This window comes from Paracoccus haematequi, assembly GCF_900631945.1.
Taxonomy (GTDB): domain Bacteria; phylum Pseudomonadota; class Alphaproteobacteria; order Rhodobacterales; family Rhodobacteraceae; genus Paracoccus; species Paracoccus haematequi_A.
In genome coordinates this window covers 52507-68728 of the sequence record NZ_UZWE01000023.1, presented here as the reverse complement: position 1 = coordinate 68728, position 16222 = coordinate 52507, and the positions used below count along the sequence as shown (strand labels likewise).

The following is a 16222-nucleotide window of genomic DNA, read 5'->3' as shown; positions in this document are numbered from 1 at the left end:
GAATTGATAAATGTCAATTTCCGTCGCATCCTCGGCCTGCCACCAACGGCAGGAGTGAGGGACGATGAGCAAGCGTGACGACCTGATCGCGAAATACGCCGCCGACATCCGCGACAAGCTGGGCGAAGAGCCGGACATGGATCTGCTGACCAAGGTCACGATCGGCTGCGGCCCATCGATCTACAACGACGATGCCGAAACCGTCGCGGCCAGCGATCCCGCCGAACTGGACCGGATCCGCAAGAACTTCCTGATCGGCAAGCTGGGCCTGGCCGAGGGGCCGGATCTGGCGCGGGGACTGGACGCGGCCATCGACCGATACGGCCGGTCGAACCGCAACAAGTATCGCGCGGTCCTGTATTACATCCTGTGCCGCCAGTTCGGGCGCGAAGCCGCCTATGCCTGAACTGTCAGCGCCTTGATCGCCGCGACGTGATCCGGCGCGGCGGCCAGGGCGTCGGCCGTCAGCGCGCGGGCCTGGTCCATCAGATCGTCCGGCGCGGCGATGCGGTCGATCAGGCCCCAGGACAGGGCCTCGGCCGCGTCGATCCGGGCGCCCGCCATCAGGATCATCCTGGCCCGCGCAGGCCCGATCAGGGCTGCAAGGCGCGGCGGATCCGACGGCTGCGGCAGAAAGCCCAGCCGCATCACCGGATAGAAGAACCGCGCATCGGGAACGGCGATGCGCAGGTCGCAGGCCAGCGCCATGCCGAAGGCGCCGCCCGCCAGCGTGCCGTTCAGCGCCGCGACCGTCAGGCAGGGCAGGGCGGCGATGCGGCCCGACAGGCGTTCCCATTCGGACGAGGTGGCAAGCCCCGCCTTGGCCTCGTCCAGATCCGCCCCGGCGGAAAAGACCTTGCCCGCCCCGGTCAGCACCACGGCCCGGCAGCCCGCATCCGCAACCTGGTCGAAGGCCGCCGTCAGATCCCGCAGCATCTGTTCGGTCAGCGAATTGGCCTTGCCGGGCCGGTCGATGGTGACGACGGCCAGGCCGTCATGGTTCACGAAACGGATCACGCGATTGCTCCCTTGGCGTTGCCGGGTCACTGTGCGACAAATCCCGCAAGCAACGACTTCCGAAAGGTATCAGGCATGGTCCGCCCTCTTGCAACATCCCTCCTGGCGCTGACCCTGGGCGCAGGTTCCGCCCTGGCAGATGTCACCCCGGCCCAGGTCTGGGAAAACCTGCAAAAATACAGTGCCGACTATGGCTATCAGGTCAGCGGCGATGTCGAGGATGCGGGCGGCACGCTGACCGTCACCGATGCCGTCTTCACCATGGCAGGCGAGGCGGGCACAACCTCGGCCACGATCCCGCAGATGACCTTCCAGGAGACCGGCGACGCGCGGGTGCGCGTGGTGATCAAGGGCGACATGGCCGTGGACAGCCGCTTCACCGTCCCGGCCCCGCAACCCGACGCGCCCGCCGATGCACCGGATGCGGGCACCGATGCCCCCGCCCCGGCGGAAACGGTCGAGATGACCATGACCGGCACGATCAAGCTGCCCGACAACGAGATGGTCGTGTCCGGCACGCCCGAGGATATGCTGTACGAATACACCTATCCGACCATGGCCTTCGATTTCACCCTGCCGACCGAACCGGGGAAGGATGCGACGATCCCGGTCACCGGCACCGTGACCGATCTGACCGGATCGCAGCGCAATGTCGCGGCGGACGGCGGCATCGACAGCACCTTCGACATGAAGGCCGCCCAGGCAGAGATGCAGATCGACGCCCTGGTCCCTGGCGAGGGCGCCGGCGGGGCGGGCAGCGGCAGCATGGACTTCCATGTGGCGGTCACCAACCTGACCGGCACGGGCACCGCCAAGACCCCCGGCCAGTCCTTCGACCTGGGCAGTCAGCTGGCGCAGGCCCTGGCCGCAGGCCTGACATTCGACACGACCCTGACCTATGAGACGCTGCAAGGCAGCTTCGAGGTCGCGGGCAAGGACGACAGCGGCCAGGACCAGAACGCCAAGGGCAGCTTCGGGTCCGGGGCCAGCGACATCGCCGTCCGGATGTCGGATCAGGGCCTGGGCTACAAGGCGGCGTCCGCCGATGCCAAGGCGGAAATGACCGTCAACACCCTGCCCTTCCCGATCAGCTATGCCGTCCGCCAGATCTCGGCCGAGATGCTGCTGCCGGTGTCCAAGGGCGATGCCGCGCAGCCCTTCAAGTTCGCCTATGTCCTGGACGGGCTGACCTTTTCCGACGCGATCTGGAACCTGTTCGACCCGACCAGCCAGTTGCCGCGCGACCCGGCCAGCCTGACCGTCGACCTGTCGGGCGAGGCCGTGCTGTCGCAGGATCTGTTCGACCCCGCCCTGGCCCAGCCCCCCGCGGATGCTGGCGCCGATGCCGCCCCCGAGGCACCCTTCGCGCCCAAGTCGCTGACCGTCAACAAGGTCGCCCTGGACGCGGTGGGCGCCAAGGCCGACATCGCCGGAACGCTGGAATTCGGCGACAATCCGAATGAACCCGTGGGCAAGCTGAACGGCAGCTTCGAAGGCGTGAACGGGCTGATGGACAAGCTGGTCGCGATGGGCCTGGTCCCGCAGGAACAGATGATGGGGCTGCGCATGATGCTGGCGATGTTCGCCAAGCCGGTGGACGGCCAGCCCGACCAGTTGACCTCCGAGATCGAGTTCCGCGAAGGCGGGTCGATCTTCGCCAACGGCCAGCAGGTCAAGTAACGCAGGCCCGATGGGCCATCATCGGCCGGGGCCACGGTCCCGGCCTTGTCATTCGCCGCCATCAAGGAGGGACGCGATGTCACCCGTGGATTTGCAGGTGCTGGCGGAATCGCTGGTCGATGCGGCGCGGCGCGCAGGGGCCGAGGCCGCCGACGCGCTGACCAGCAGCGGGCAATCCATCAGCATCGACATGCGCGGCGGCGCCCTGGAACATGCCGACCGGGCCGAGGGCGTGGAAATCGGCCTGCGCGTGCTGATCGGCGGGCGGCAGGCCAGCGTCTCGGCCTCGGACCACAGCCCGGCCACGATCACGGACATGGCCGAACGCGCCGTCGCCATGGCGCGCGAGGCGCCGGTGGACGACATGCTGGGACTGGCGGACCCGGACCAGCTTGCCCGCGACACCGACGCCCGCGCCCTGCAGATCGCCGACGACCGCCCCGACCCGTCGCCCGACCACCTGCAAGACCTCGCCCTGCGGGCCGAGGCGGCGGCCCGCGACATGCCGGGCATCTCTCAGGTGGAATCCGCCAATGCCGGGTTCAGCCGCCGGTTCCTGTGGCTGGCGGCCTCGAACGGGTTTTCAGGCGGATACGGGCGCACCACCCATGCCATTTCCACCGTCGCCATCACCGGCGAGGGGCTGGGGATGGAACGCGACTATGCGGGCGAATCCCGCGTCTGGGCCGAGGATCTGCCCGCCCCGGAAGAGATCGGCCGCCTGGCCGCCGAACGCACCCTGGCCCGCGCCGGATCCCGCAAGCCGCCGACCGGGGCCTTTCCGATCCTCTACGACCGCCGGGTCGCCGCGTCGCTGATCGGCCATCTGCTGTCGGCGGTGAACGGGTCGGCCGTCGCGCGCGGCGCAAGCTGGCTGCGCCGCGATCTGGGCCAGCCGGTCCTGCCCGAAGGCTTCGATCTGACCGAGGATCCGCTGCGCCCGCGCTATCCTTCCTCCCGTCCCTTCGATGCCGAGGGGCTGGCGACGCGACCCCGCAAGATCGTCGAGAACGGCGTCCTGCAAGGCTGGACGCTGGATCTGGCGACCGCCCGCAAGCTGGGGATGGACAGCACCGCTTCCGCCGCGCGGGGCATGTCCTCGGCGCCGTCGCCCACCAACAGCAACGTGATCCTGACGCCGGGCGCGGCGACGCAGGACGACCTGATCGCGCGGATGGGGACGGGGCTGATCGTGACCTCCATGCTGGGCGCCTCGATCAACGGCACCACCGGGGATTATTCGCGCGGCGCCGCCGGGTTCTGGGTGGAAGACGGGCGCATCGCCTATCCGGTCAACGAATGCACCATCGCCGGAAACCTGCGCGAGATGCTGATGACCCTGACCGCCGCGAACGACGCCCTGCCCTGGCGCGCGGCCGAGGTGCCCAGCCTGCTGGTCGGGGGGATGACCGTTGCCGGGGCCTGAGGACGACCTGGCGCTGCTGGTCCGCGCGGCGCAGGTCGCGGGGCCGATCGCGCTGTCCTTCTGGCGCGCCCAACCCAAGGCCTGGGACAAGCCCGGCGACGCAGGCCCCGTGACCGAGGCCGACCTGGCCGTCAACGACGCGCTGCAAACCCTGCTGACCGGCGAGCGCCCCGACTATGGCTGGCTGTCCGAGGAGAGCGAGGCCGATGCCGCCCGGCTGGACGCGCGGCGCTGCTTCATCATCGATCCCATCGACGGCACCCGCGCCTTCATCGCAGGGCAGGAAGGCTTTGCCCACTCGCTGGCCGTGGCCGAGGGCGACCGGATCATCGCGGCGGTGGTGCATTTGCCCGCGATGGACCTGACCTTCACCGCCCATGCGGACGGCCCGGCGCTGCTGAACGGCGCGCCGATCCGGCCCAGCGACGCGGGGATCAGCGGCGCGCGCGTGCTGACCTATAAATCCGCGACCGATCCCGAATACTGGAAGGATGGCCGGACACCGCCGTTCCGGCGCGAATTCCGCCCCTCGTTGGCCTGGCGGCTGTGCCTGGTGGCCCAAGGCCGCTTCGATGCGGCCCTGTCGGTGCGCCATGTCTGGGAATGGGACATCGCGGCGGGCAACCTGATCGCGGAACGCGCGGGCGCCGTCGCCACCGACCGGCACGGCCAGCCGATGCGCTTCAACAGTCCGCGCGCGATGGTGGACGGAATGGTCGTCGCGGGACCAAGGCTGCATGGGGAATTGCGGGCCGGGATGGCGTGATCCGTGATATGATCGGTCGATCCCTTTGGCCGCGACAGGCATTCCGATGGCCCGCAAAGACATCAGCATCGCCAATTTCAACCTGCTGAACCTGCCCGGCCAGCCGCTCTATGCCGGCGACGCCTAGATCAGCCCCGACCGTGTGACCCCCAGCAGCCCGCCCTGACGCAGGGTCGCGACCGGATAGCTGTCGCTGCCCATCAGATCCAGCGAAAAGCCCGGCTCGTTCCGGCGCAGCGCCTGAAGCGCGGCCAGCGCGCCCGGTTCGTCATGCCGGTGGTATCGCAGCGCCGCCAGGAACCGCAGCGAGGGGCGGTTTTCCGGCGCGAACTGCTGGACGGCGTCGAACCGCTGCTCGGCCTCGGCAAAGCGGCCCAGCCGGGTCAGGGAAATGCCCATCCGCAACTGCCAGGTCGCGGGGTTCAGCACCGACAGCGCCTCGGCCAGCCCGGCCCGCGCTTCGCGGTGGGCCTCCTTGTGGCGGCCCAGGTCGGTCAGGGCCTGCGAATAGGCATAGCGCGCCAGCGGGTTGCGGGCATCCGCCTGGACCGCCTGCTGGGCCAGCCAGAAACTGACCTGGCCGTGGTTCATGTACCCTTCGACCACGGAACCCACGGCCAGGGCGGTCGCGCTGTAGGGATCGGCCTCGCGCGCCTTGGTGGCGAATTCCTGCGCCTCCTGGATGCTTCGCTCGGGGTCGGGCACCAGGCGTTCGAAGACCTGCGTGGTCCGCACCCAGGCCCGCAGGGCCATCGTCAGCGAGGCGTTGACCCCGTCATCCATGCCCGCCAGGGCGTGTTCGGCGCGTTCAAGCCGCGCCTGGTTGAAGCTGAACACATCGGCGAAGGACACGCCCAGCGCCGCGTCTACGGTACGCAGGGCTTCCAGCACGCGCATGACGCCCACGCAGATCTGGGCGGTGCAGTCGCCCATGGCGGGGGTCAGATCGCCCCGCTCCAGCACGAACTTGTGCGACCAGAACAGCCGGCTGCTGGGCCGGTGGGACAGCTTGACCAGCACATGAACGGCTTGGCCCAGGCGGTTCGCCACGGCCGACAGGACGATGGCCGATTGCCCCGGATCCGCCCGGTCGGGCATGGCGACCATCGGCACCAGGTCGCAGACCCGGCCCGCCGCCTCGCCCAGGATCATCGCGGCGATCACCCCGGTTTCGCTGTCGCCCGCGACAGGATCGGCCGTCAGCAGGACCGGCAGCAGCGACGGTTCGGGCGCCTGGGGGGTCACCGCCTGTTCCGCGTGCATCCGCGCGTCGCGCAGCCAGTCCTCGAATTCGGGGTCGGGAATGTCCAGGTCGGCGGCGAATTCCGGCATCTGCCCGTCCGGGCCGGGCCGGGCGGTCATGTCCAGCCGGACCATCTGCCCGTCAAGGCCCACCCATCCCGGCCCGCTGACCAGGGCCTCGCGCGCGTCCGCCAGGCTGATGCGGATTTCCCGCAGCACCTGGCGCAGGCTGGCATTGGCGTTTTCAGGTTCGCGTGTGCTGAACAGCAGATCCTGCAACCGCGCCCGCAGCACCCGCATCGCCGTCGCGCTGCCCATCACCGCCAAGGCGCCACGCGCCCGCATCCCGCGCGGCGTCAACGGCACGCGTCCCGGCCCGGTCAGTTCGACAGGGCCCATGAGGCGAAGGGTAAGCGGCTGCATGCAAACAAAAGCTATAGGCGAAATCCGGAGTCGTTGTTACGCTTTCCCTTGCGGCAAAGATACAGCGTTTTCGATTCCCAGTCGACGAGGTTCCGTCATGCCCCTGCAACACGGCCAGCATGGTCAGCACGGCCAAGCCGCGAACGCCGCAGTGCAGACATCAGACGAAGCGCTGCTGGCCGCCGCCCTGATGCGGTCGCGGGATGCCATCTCGGGCACGGAAATCGTCAAGCCCGACCCCTTCCAGGCGGGTGAACTGGACCTGGCCGCGCGCCTGCCCCGCCTGGCGCGCGACTATCGCAATGCCGTCATGCTTTCGGAGTTGCTGGAGGATCTGGTCTTCGTGTCCGAAGACGATGCCCCGCCAGGCAAGACCGCGCGGGCCATGGCGCTGTCCCGGCGCACGACCGGGGATCCTGTGCCCTTGGCCCGGATCGTCCGGCCCGGGCTTGCGGATTTCAGCCAGGCCGCGCCGCTGGTGGCCGCCTATGCCGAACTGCGCGCGGACCGCCTGACCGAGATTCTGGCCCAGCAGCGCCACCTGATCCCCTTCCTGTCCAGCATCCTGCCCCTGGACCCCGTGCGCAATCCGGCCCTGGCCGAGATGCTGGAGGTGGGGCTGGATCTGGTCACGCCCGTGGTGATGCGGGTCAAGCTAGCGCTTGGCTGCCCCCGGCCGAACCAGTTCAGCGACCGCATCCAGCCGCTGATCCCCGAACCGGCCCATCCCGCGCTGCCCAGCGGCCATGCGACGCAGATCTTCATGCTGGCGACCATGCTGTCGCTGCTGGCCAACCCGGATGCGCAGGTGAAACCCGACGACCAGCTCTATCGCCTGGCCTGCCGCATCGCGGTCAACCGGACCGTGGCTGGCGTGCATTTCCCCGCCGACAGCGCGTCAGGCGCGGTGCTGGGCATCCAGCTTGGGCGCTATGCGATGGCGCGAGGGTTGCGCGGCACGGTGGGTTCGGCGGAATTCGACGGCAGTCTGTTCGGCAACCAGGCGGAACCGCGCGATTTCCATGCCGAGATCCTGAACCAGATGATGAACGGCGACGACCCGTCGACCCGGTTCAACGACGACAGGACCGCCGCCCGCCCGGCCCCCCTGTGGCAGGCGCTGTGCCACCGCGCCCGGCAGGAATGGCAGAACCGATGGAGCTGAAACCCGATCCACCCGCCGCCCGCTGGTCCGAACCGCGCGCCGCCTATGACAGCCTGCGAACCGGCATGTCGCCCTATCTGCATTATGTCCATGACCTGCGCGCGGAACGAGGCGAGGCGCCGCGACGCGACGATCACAGGCCCGACGCGGGCACGGATCTGCCCGGACAGATGGAACGGGCGGTGCAGGCCCTGATCCGGCAGAGCTTCGAATGACGGCCTTGGCCATGGCCATCCTGTCGGCCTTCCAGGGACTCCTGGACGATCCGGCGGGCCTGCTGTCGGAAGGGTCGGCCAATCCGCTGGACCGCGACTGGGAAAACGCGGATCCGGACGATCCCGCCTGGGAATTTCTGTCGCCCCAGGCGCTGCCCGATCCAGGCACCGGCTGCATCATCGGGGTGATCGACGACGCGATCCCCTTTGTCCACCAGCGGTTCACGCTGCCGGGGAACCTGTCGCGCACGGCCTCGGTCTGGTTGCAGGATGCACGGTTCCGGTCGGATCGGGGCGGCGACCTGCCGTCGGGCGCCGAATGGCGCGGGGCCGAGTTGTCGGAACTGCTGGCCCGCGCCGCCACCGGCGATCTGCCGGGCGAGGACGCGATCTATCGCCTGACCGGGGCGGTCGATCTGGCCCACCCGGCGATTCCGTCGGGCGCGTTCGAAACCGGCCATGGCGCGGCGGTGGCGACGCTGGCGGCGGGCTTCGATCCCGCGGACAGCCGGGCGAGGAACCATCCGCTGATCGCGGTCTGCCTGCCGCCGCGGATCACGGCCGATTCCTCGGGCGTCTTGGCGCCGCTGCCGATCCTGACGGGGATCCTGTTCATCATCACCCGCGCCCGCCGCCTGTGCCGGTTCATCGAACGGCAGGGCGGGCTTCCACACGGGTCGGTCCGGCTGCCGGTGGTGATCAATGTCAGCCTGGGCCTGACCGCCGGGCCGCGCGACGGATCCACGCTGATCGAACGGTTCATGGACGCGGTCTCTGCCCGGCAGGCGGACGACCTGGGGCCGGTGCGCTTCGTCCTGCCCTCGGGCAACCACCGGCAGGACCGGCTGCGCGCGCGGCTGCGGCCCGGCCAGCAGATCGGCTGGCGCCTGCCGCCCGGCGACACGACCTTCAACGCGATCGAGATCTGGGGCCCGCCCCAGGATCACGCCCCGCGCGGCGACTTGCAGATCACCCTGACCGCGCCGGGCCGGGCGCCCGCCACGACCGCCCTGACCCTGCCCTGGCAATATTCGGTCCTGTCGGACCCGGACGGCAGGCCGCTGGCGCGCGCCTATTACACGCCGCACCGCCTGCGCGACGGGCGGTGGCGCGACGGCATCGTGGCGATCGCCCTGCCCACCTGCCCCGAACGCCTGAGAGAGCCGTTCGCCCCGCCCGGCGAATGGCGGATCCAGATCGCCGAGGGGGCGCCCGACGGCCTTTACGACCTGTCCGCGCAGCGCGACGCGGTGATCCGGGGCTTTCGCCGGGGCGCGCTGCAAAGCTGGTTCCACGATCCCGCCTATCGCAACTGCGACGCAAGGGGATTCCCGATCCTGACGGATGCCCAGAACGGCGGCGATCCCCTGGCGATCCGCACCGATACGGTCAACACCTATGCCACCGGCGACTGGCCGCTGCGGGGCGGATCGGCCTATCGGCGGAACGAACGGGCGACGGTGCCGACCGCGCTGCTGAACGACACGCAGCCGGGCGATTGCCTGGCGCCCGTCGATCAGGCGGAAAACAATGCCTGCATGATCGTGCGCGGGCGCGACAGCGGCAGCTTTGCCCTGTCGTCGGGCACCTCGCTGGCCGCGCCGCAACTGGCGCGATGGATGGCCCTGCAACTGTCCCAGGGCAAGGTGCTGGACAGCCGCGCCGCGATCCGCCGGCTGGCCGAAAGCCAGTCGGCACGGCACGCGCCCACCCCGGTCGTCGATTTTCCGGCGCGCTTCCCCGAATTCTGATCCGCCCCTGCGCATTTCACGCCGTCCGGGCAACAGGGCCGCCGGGATTCACGCCGGTTTCACGGCCTCGGCCCAAAGTGATTCCATTGTAACCGATCATCGGTCGCACGGGGTGACGCCTCGCTTGGCAGCAGCAGGAGGAAAGAACGACATGCCGGGTGACACAATTCCGAATTTCAACAACGTGATCGCCGCGCTTCAGCTTCTGGGCGATGGACCGGGGGGTGCGCGGAATGCGCCGGTCCAGACGCCAGACGGCCTGATGGCGGCGGTGCCGGGACGATCAGGATTCGGCGCTCCTCTCGCCGAGGCCGACCGCCCCACCTGGGCCGCATTCCGGCGGCTCGAGCAGGAGAACCGGCTTCTTGTCGATCATGTCGAGATGCTGGCCTGCGCCCTGGGTGCCTGCCCGAATTGCTGGGGCGGCATCGAGGATTGCGAAGATTGCGGAGGCGTCGGGCGTCCCGGTGCCTTCGCGCCCGACCGGGGGTGCTTCGACCAGTTCGTGCTGCCGGTTATCGTGCGCGTCATGGGCCGCGCCGAACCGGGCTGCGACCCTGGATCCTGCCCCGGCGATTACCGGGATCGGGATAGCCCGCCAAGTCCCTCTGTTTAAACGGTGTTCCCTGTCCCTTGCGGGTTGGTTGGCGGATGGTTTTTCGACCATCCGCCAATTTTTTTCCTGCCCCTCAGAACAGCGGATCCAGGGCGAAGGGATCGGCGGGCGCGGTGGTGGCGATGGTGCGGCCCGGACCCGACAGGGTGGCGATCTGCTGGGCCAGCAGCATGATGGCCGATGACGCAGACGCAGCCGAGGCCGCAGGGCTGGATGTTCCCATCGGCACGGAAATGTCGAAGCTGCGGGCGTGGTTCGCCCCGCCGCTGGCATCGTCCGCCACGAAATAGCGCCCCGACAGGCGATAGACGCCGTTGGCCTGGGCCAGGGCCTTTTCGACGCGAACCTCCAGCACCCGCTGGGGCGGTTCGGCCAGCGGCCAGGGTTCGCCGATCACCGTCGCGCCCGAAACGTCCGAAATGGCCCGCGCCAGCGACAGGGTAAAGGCGCGCTGCGGATTGTCGGCCCACAGGTTGTCGGGGTTCGACCGCACGGCGCCATCCTGGGTCTGGAAGGCGACTTCCTGGGCGGACGCGTATTCGGGCAGCGACACGTCCTTCAGTTCGGCGCTGCCCAGGCGGTTGGGCACCTGTCCCCCCGTCAGCGGCGGGTCGATCAGGTAGCGCGCGGTCTTTTCCGGGTCGGAACAGGCGGACAGCCCCAGAAGGCCAAGGCAGGCAAGGACAAGCGGCAGGCGGTGGGTCATGTCATCGTCCCAGAATGAAGGCGCGGGGGTTGCGTTCGATCAGCCGGGCCAGCGAGCCGAAGGCCGCCGTCGCGCGGCGCAGTTCGCGCAGCATGTTGATCGCCTCGGTGTTGAAGGCCGAACGGTCGCCATAGGACGCCAGCACCCCGTCCGCCCGCGCCGCCGTCGCCTCCAGCCGCTGGATCAGTTGCGGCAGGCGCTGCACGGATTGCGCCACCTGGTCGGCGGCGGTGCTGGCGCTGTCCAGGGCGTCGTTCAGGCTGCCCGCCGCATCGCCGTCGCGCAGGTCGTTCAGCAGGCCCGATGCGGCTTCCAGCGTGTCGGACAGGTTGCGCGGCAGTTGCTCGGCATCCTCGCTGCCCAGCATGGCGCGCAGATCGGCCAGAATGCCTTCGGCCTGGGCGCTGATTTCCGAAAAGTTGAATTCCTCGACCGCGGCCGCAGCCGCGTCGATCTGCTCGACCATCGCGGGGGCATCGGCGGCGGCCAGCTTGACCGCCTCGGCGGCGGCGGCGGCTTCATTGACCAGGCGGGCGATGTTTTCGGCCGTGCCGTTGTCGCGCAGATCGCGGGCCATGGTGCCGATGTCGGTCGCGGCGCCGCGCGTCTGGTCCAGCGTCTGCCGCAGGGCCTCGGGGATGGCGCGGGTGTCGTCGGAACTGGCGATGGCGGTGATGCTGTTCATCATGTCGGTGGCCGACCGCAAGACCTCCTCGAACGGCAGGTTGCCGATGCGGGCCATGAATCCCTGGGCGCTGGCGCTGAAATCGTCCAGGTCGCCCGCGACCGAGGGGATGATCGGGTTCGGTTCTGCGTCCAGGTCGATGCTGGCCGGTTCGGCATCCGGGATTTCGACCAATTCGACCTTCAGCGAGGTGCCCAGGAACCCGGCGCTGGCGACACGCGCGCGCAGCCCGTCGGCCACCGCCTGTTGCAGGAAGGCCAGCGCGTCTTCAGGCGTGGCCTCGGCGCCCAGGCCCAGCCGCGCGGGCGAGATCGCCAGGGTCACGGCCTGCCGGATGTCGCCGCCGGGCTGGTCCAGCGTCACCGCCAGATCGGTGACCTGACCCACCCGCAGCCCCTGGAACTGCACATCCGCGCCCTTGGCCAGCCCTTGCAGGGAATCGTCGATCAGCATGGCGATGCGCAGCGGCTCGCCGCTCTCGCTGGCCAGGATGTCGTTGCGGGCGGTCTCCTCGTCGGGTTGCAGGACATAGACATGGCCCGGCTCGACCGGGCGGCCGCCGCTGACAAGGGTGTCGAAGGCCACCCCGCCTTGCAGGACCGAGGACAGCGAGTTCACGTTGAAGGACACGCCCGACGCCCCCAGCGACAGCGAGAATCCCGAGGTGTCCCAGAACACGGTCGAGGTGGTCAGCCGCTTGTCATGCGGCGCCTCGATGAAGGCGTCGGCGATGACCTGATCCTCGGTGTCGGCCAGGCGCAGGTTTTCCATCCGCCCGACCTGGACCCCCCGATACAGGACCGGCGCGCCCTCGCTGATGCCGTCGGCGTTTTCCATCGACAGCGTGACCTGGGTGCCGGGCGTATCCACGCGGATCAGCGGCGCACGGTCCAGCCCGACGAAATGGTCTTGGGGCGCGGTCACGTTCGCGTCCCAATAGCCTTCGATGAAGGATCCGGTCAGCACCGTGTCCAGGCGCGTCACGCCCTGGGCCGTGACCTGCGGGCGGACGATCCAGAACGACGCCTCGGCGTCGATATAGGGGGCGACGTCCTTGTCCACGCGGATCTTGACCACCACGCGCGACAGATCCGAGGTGAAGCTGACGGATTCGACCTGGCCCACGGTGATCTCGCGGAAGCGCAACGCGGTTTCTCCGGGCGTCACGCCGGTCGCGTCGGCGAATTCGACCTCGATCACCTCGCCCCGATCGGCATAGGCGTTCCAGGCAATGCCCAGCGTCACGATCAGGGCGACGATCGGGACCAGCCAGATGACATTGATCCCGGCTTGGGCGGCGCGCGCAGCGGTCTTGCGCACAGGGCTTGCCGGTTTCAGCGGCGGCGTGTCGGTCATCGCGGTGTCAGTCCTGCCCCTCGGTGGCCGTCCGGCTGCGCAGCGGAAGCCCGCGCCAGATCAGTCTTGGATCAAAGCTTTGCGCGGAAAGCATGGTGAAGGCAACAGACAGCGCAAAGGACACTGCGGCAGGGCCGGGATGGATGGATGCGACGAAGCCCAGTTGCACCAGGGCCGACAGGATCGCCACCACGAACACGTCGATCATCGACCAGCGGCCGATGAATTCCACCACCTCATAGATTTTCAGCCGGGTATGGGCCTGTTCGACCGTCGCGGGCCGTCCCGCAACCATCGCCAGCCAGGCGATCGCCAGGAACTTGGCCACCGGCACCACGACCGAGGCGACGAAGACGATGATGGCGATGTCGTAATTGCCGTAATGCATCAGTTCGACCACGCCTTGCAGGATCGTCGCTTCGGAACTGCCTTGCAGCCCGGCGAAGGTCTGGGTCCGCATCATCGGAAACAGGTTGGCGGGGACGTACATGATCAGCCCGGCGGCCCACCAGGCCCAGACCTTTTGCAGGCCCCGGCGGTCGGGCGGCACCAGATCCGCGCCGCAGCGGTCGCAGGTTTGCCGGTCCTGGGGCCAGACGCGGCCGCAGGACCGGCAGCCCAGCAGCCCGGCGCGATGCGCGGTGAGGATCGGCGCGGGGTGGCCGTCCTCGCTCATCCGTTGCGTCCCTCGACCATTTCCCGGCCGTCGGTGGGCAGGCCCGCATCCTCGATGGCGTCCCAGATGGTCGTCTGGCACATGAACCCGCGCGAGGCGACGTTGACCAGGATCAGCGCGCAGAACGCCCAGAAGGCCGGTCCCAGATGCACGGTCGCCAGCCCCGCGACCTTGATCAGGGCGACGGCGGTGCCGATCACGAAGATCTCGGCCATGGACCAGGGGCGCATCAGTTCCGACCAGCGGAAGGCCCGCGCCGCATGGCGATAGGGCGCGCGGCCCTGTGCCAGCGGCGTCAGCGTATAGACCAGCAGGAAGGCCCGCAGCACCGGCAGGCCGACGATCATCACCATCACCGCCAGCACCAGCGGCAGCAGCACCCCGTCGGCAAAGGCCATGCCCACCCCGAACAGCGAGGTCGCATTGCCGAACCCCATCCGCGAGATTTCCAGGAACGGAAAGAACACCGCCCCCATCATCAGGACCATCGACGTGAAGGACAGCGCGATCAGTTGCGTGAACGCCCCGCCGCGCGGCTTGGCCAGAACCCCGCCGCAGCGAATGCAGCGCGCGGTTTCGCCGGGTTGCAGTTCTTCCTCGACATGCAAGGCATCGCAGCGCGGACAGGCCATCAGCCCCCGGCCGGTCGTCAGATCAATGCGGTCCCGCGCGTCCATGCCTGCCAAGATAGTGCCCCGCCCTGCCTGCGCAAGCGGTCAATGCCGCGCGCCCGCCCGCGCCGCCGAGGTCAGCACCACATTGCGCCCATCCGCCGCGACATTGCCCGCCTGGACCGCGAATTCCAGCCGCAGCACGAAGCTGTCGCCCTCTATCCCCGTCGTGGCCTCGCCCTCAAGCTGGGTCGTGAACGCCTCGATCAGCTGGCTGCCAAGGCCGGTGCCGCCCGCTTTGCCGGTCCGGTCGATGGAATTCGCGATCTCCAGCACCCCGCGCCCCGGCGCCGGAGAGGTCAGGCTGATCCTGACCCAGGGCGCATCCTGGCCGGGGGCCGTGCCCGCATATTTCAACGCATTCGTGAAAGCCTCGGTCGCCAGCAGCGACAGCGGCACGGCCTGGTCTGGCAGCAGGACCAGGGTCTCGATATGGGTCTCGACCCGCAGATCGCTGCCCGGCTCGACCGATGCGCTGACCATCTGGTTCACGATGTCGCAGATCAGGCGCCCGGCCTCGACCGCGTCCAGGTGTTCGGCCTGATAGAGGTTGCGATAGATCGTCGCCAGGGCCGCCACCCGGTCCTGGACCGACCGCAGCACGCGTTTGGCATCGGGATCGTCGATCACCCGGCTTTGCATGTTGATGATCGAGGCGATCAGTTGCAGGTTGTTCTTCACCCGGTGGTGAACCTCTTTCAGAAGAACGGTCTTTTCGGCGACCGCCTCCTCCATCGCTTCCTCGTCGCGGATCAGGATCCGGGCCATGTTGTGGAAGGTCTGGCTGACGTCGAAGATCTCGGTCGGCGCGTCGGACAGCACGGGGGGCGGCTCGGATCGGTTGCCGATGGCAAAGCGGCGCATCTGGGATCGCAGCACGGTGATGTGGCGCAGCACCATGCGGAAGACCGCAAAATAGGCCACCGCCAGCGACACCAGCCAAAGGGCCATGGGGATCGTCACCGCGCCCAGCCGCGACAGTTGGAACAGGCCGACGCTGGCGGTCCGGGGCGACCAGCTTCCCAGAGCATAGACCAGCCCCGGAACGGCAGGGACCACCGTGAAGGTGCGCGTCTGCCCGTTGCCCGCGCGCGCCTTGAAGGTGGTTTCCGTGCGCGACAGCAGATCGACCAGGCTCATGTTCTGCGGCAGGATGTCCTGGGTCGATGTCTCGGCATCGCTGTCCGAGGTCAGGATTTCGCCCCTGTGGTTGAAGGTCACGATCCGCGCGCCTTCGGTCCCGAAGGTGATGTTGTGGGTCGACCGCAGCAGTTCCGTGGTCAGCGACAGGCCGATATAGCCCAGCATCTGCCGGTCGCGATACAGCGGCTGCGTCACCAGCACCACCGGACGCCTGGTCACGGTCCCGGTCTGGAGCGAGGTGACCAGCGTTCCCGGTTCTTCCATGAACCGCTTGTATCCTTCGGACTGGGTGAAATCGACCGGCTGGTCGCCGCCCGACGAATTGCAGGTGCTGATCCCGTCCAGCGGCACGAAGCCCGCAAAGACATAGGTGGCGCTGCGTTCGATGAAATTCCGCATCAGGTCGGCGCAGACCTGCGGCCGGTCCAGCGATTCCAGCACCGCCGGACCAAGCGCGTCGGCCGAACCCAGGGCGCTTTGCAGCAGCGCCCGTTCCCCCGCCGCGGCCGAGGAGGTGCGCCCCAGCAGCGCCAGTTCCACCCCGCGTTCGGCCTCGCGCACCAGATTGAAGTTCTGGATCAGAGAGATCAGGCCCAGGGGCAGGATCGCCACCGACAGAAGGGCGCCCAGCCGGAACCCCAGCTTGCGCGTGAAATCCAGCCGATCGCTGATCCGCCGGAGCAC

The 16222-nt window shown here is 68.8% G+C and carries 15 protein-coding genes; 8 read left to right on the top strand and 7 right to left on the bottom strand.

Annotated features, from left to right (window positions below; all coding sequences use genetic code 11):
• Positions 1-64 precede the first annotated feature (64 nt).
• Positions 65-406, top strand: a complete 342-nt coding sequence (locus PARHAE_RS04875) for a DUF2853 family protein (protein ID WP_126153483.1) — start codon at positions 65-67, stop codon at positions 404-406.
• Here PARHAE_RS04875 and PARHAE_RS04870 read toward each other — a convergent pair.
• Positions 397-1017, bottom strand: coding sequence for an enoyl-CoA hydratase/isomerase family protein (locus tag PARHAE_RS04870; protein WP_126153482.1), 621 nt, complete (start codon positions 1015-1017; stop codon positions 397-399). The genes PARHAE_RS04875 and PARHAE_RS04870 overlap by 10 nt on opposite strands.
• A 75-nt stretch (positions 1018-1092) precedes the next feature.
• Between PARHAE_RS04870 and PARHAE_RS04865 the strand changes: the two genes are divergently transcribed.
• The 3 genes from PARHAE_RS04865 to PARHAE_RS04855 all read left to right on the top strand — a co-directional run bounded on the left by PARHAE_RS04865 (position 1093) and on the right by PARHAE_RS04855 (position 4889).
• Positions 1093-2697 carry a DUF2125 domain-containing protein gene (locus PARHAE_RS04865; protein WP_126153481.1) on the top strand — a complete coding sequence of 535 codons (1605 nt, stop codon included), beginning with the start codon at positions 1093-1095 and terminating at the stop codon, positions 2695-2697.
• Between the two features lie 76 nt (positions 2698-2773).
• The gene (locus tag PARHAE_RS04860; protein WP_126153480.1) at positions 2774-4123 is read left to right on the top strand and encodes a TldD/PmbA family protein; all 1350 of its coding nucleotides are present in this window, start codon (positions 2774-2776) and stop codon (positions 4121-4123) included.
• On the top strand, positions 4110-4889 hold the full coding sequence (locus PARHAE_RS04855; protein WP_126153479.1) for an inositol monophosphatase family protein: 780 nt from the start codon (positions 4110-4112) through the stop codon (positions 4887-4889). The genes PARHAE_RS04860 and PARHAE_RS04855 overlap by 14 nt, the downstream gene beginning before the upstream one ends.
• A gap of 123 nt (positions 4890-5012) precedes the next feature.
• Here PARHAE_RS04855 and PARHAE_RS04850 read toward each other — a convergent pair whose 3' ends face one another.
• A complete protein-coding gene (locus PARHAE_RS04850) occupies positions 5013-6554 on the bottom strand; it encodes an SARP family transcriptional regulator (protein WP_164555147.1) in 1542 nt (513 codons plus the stop codon).
• 97 nt (positions 6555-6651) lie between these two features.
• Between PARHAE_RS04850 and PARHAE_RS20995 the strand changes: the two genes are divergently transcribed.
• The 4 genes from PARHAE_RS20995 (at position 6652) to PARHAE_RS04830 (ending at position 10301) form a co-directional block, all read left to right on the top strand.
• Entirely contained in the window at positions 6652-7719 is a 1068-nt protein-coding gene (locus PARHAE_RS20995) for a phosphatase PAP2 family protein (protein ID WP_164555146.1), read from the top strand.
• Complete coding sequence (locus tag PARHAE_RS04840) at positions 7710-7934, top strand: hypothetical protein (RefSeq protein WP_126153476.1); 225 nt, start codon at positions 7710-7712, stop codon at positions 7932-7934. Before PARHAE_RS20995 ends, PARHAE_RS04840 begins: the two co-directional genes overlap by 10 nt.
• The gene (locus PARHAE_RS04835) at positions 7931-9685 is read left to right on the top strand and encodes a S8/S53 family peptidase (RefSeq protein ID WP_126153475.1); all 1755 of its coding nucleotides are present in this window, start codon (positions 7931-7933) and stop codon (positions 9683-9685) included. Before PARHAE_RS04840 ends, PARHAE_RS04835 begins: the two co-directional genes overlap by 4 nt.
• A gap of 151 nt (positions 9686-9836) precedes the next feature.
• Positions 9837-10301 (top strand): hypothetical protein, encoded by a 465-nt coding sequence (locus tag PARHAE_RS04830; protein ID WP_126153474.1) that lies wholly within the window; start codon positions 9837-9839, stop codon positions 10299-10301.
• Positions 10302-10374: 73 nt separating this feature from the next.
• On the opposite strand, the gene PARHAE_RS04825 is transcribed toward PARHAE_RS04830, so the two are convergent.
• The 5 genes from PARHAE_RS04825 to PARHAE_RS04805 are packed head-to-tail and all read right to left on the bottom strand — an operon-like array spanning position 10375 to position 16222.
• Complete coding sequence (locus tag PARHAE_RS04825; RefSeq protein WP_241232670.1) at positions 10375-11007, bottom strand: PqiC family protein; 633 nt, start codon at positions 11005-11007, stop codon at positions 10375-10377.
• A gap of 1 nt (position 11008) precedes the next feature.
• The gene (locus PARHAE_RS04820; protein WP_126153473.1) at positions 11009-13048 is read right to left on the bottom strand and encodes a PqiB family protein; all 2040 of its coding nucleotides are present in this window, start codon (positions 13046-13048) and stop codon (positions 11009-11011) included.
• Positions 13049-13055: 7 nt separating this feature from the next.
• Positions 13056-13724, bottom strand: coding sequence for a paraquat-inducible protein A (locus tag PARHAE_RS04815; protein ID WP_126153472.1), 669 nt, complete (start codon positions 13722-13724; stop codon positions 13056-13058).
• Positions 13721-14401: a paraquat-inducible protein A gene (locus tag PARHAE_RS04810; RefSeq protein ID WP_126153547.1), complete on the bottom strand. Its 681-nt coding sequence runs from the start codon at positions 14399-14401 to the stop codon at positions 13721-13723. Before PARHAE_RS04810 ends, PARHAE_RS04815 begins: the two co-directional genes overlap by 4 nt.
• Positions 14402-14440: 39 nt before the next feature.
• Positions 14441-16222, bottom strand: a complete 1782-nt coding sequence (locus PARHAE_RS04805; protein ID WP_126153471.1) for a histidine kinase dimerization/phosphoacceptor domain -containing protein — start codon at positions 16220-16222, stop codon at positions 14441-14443.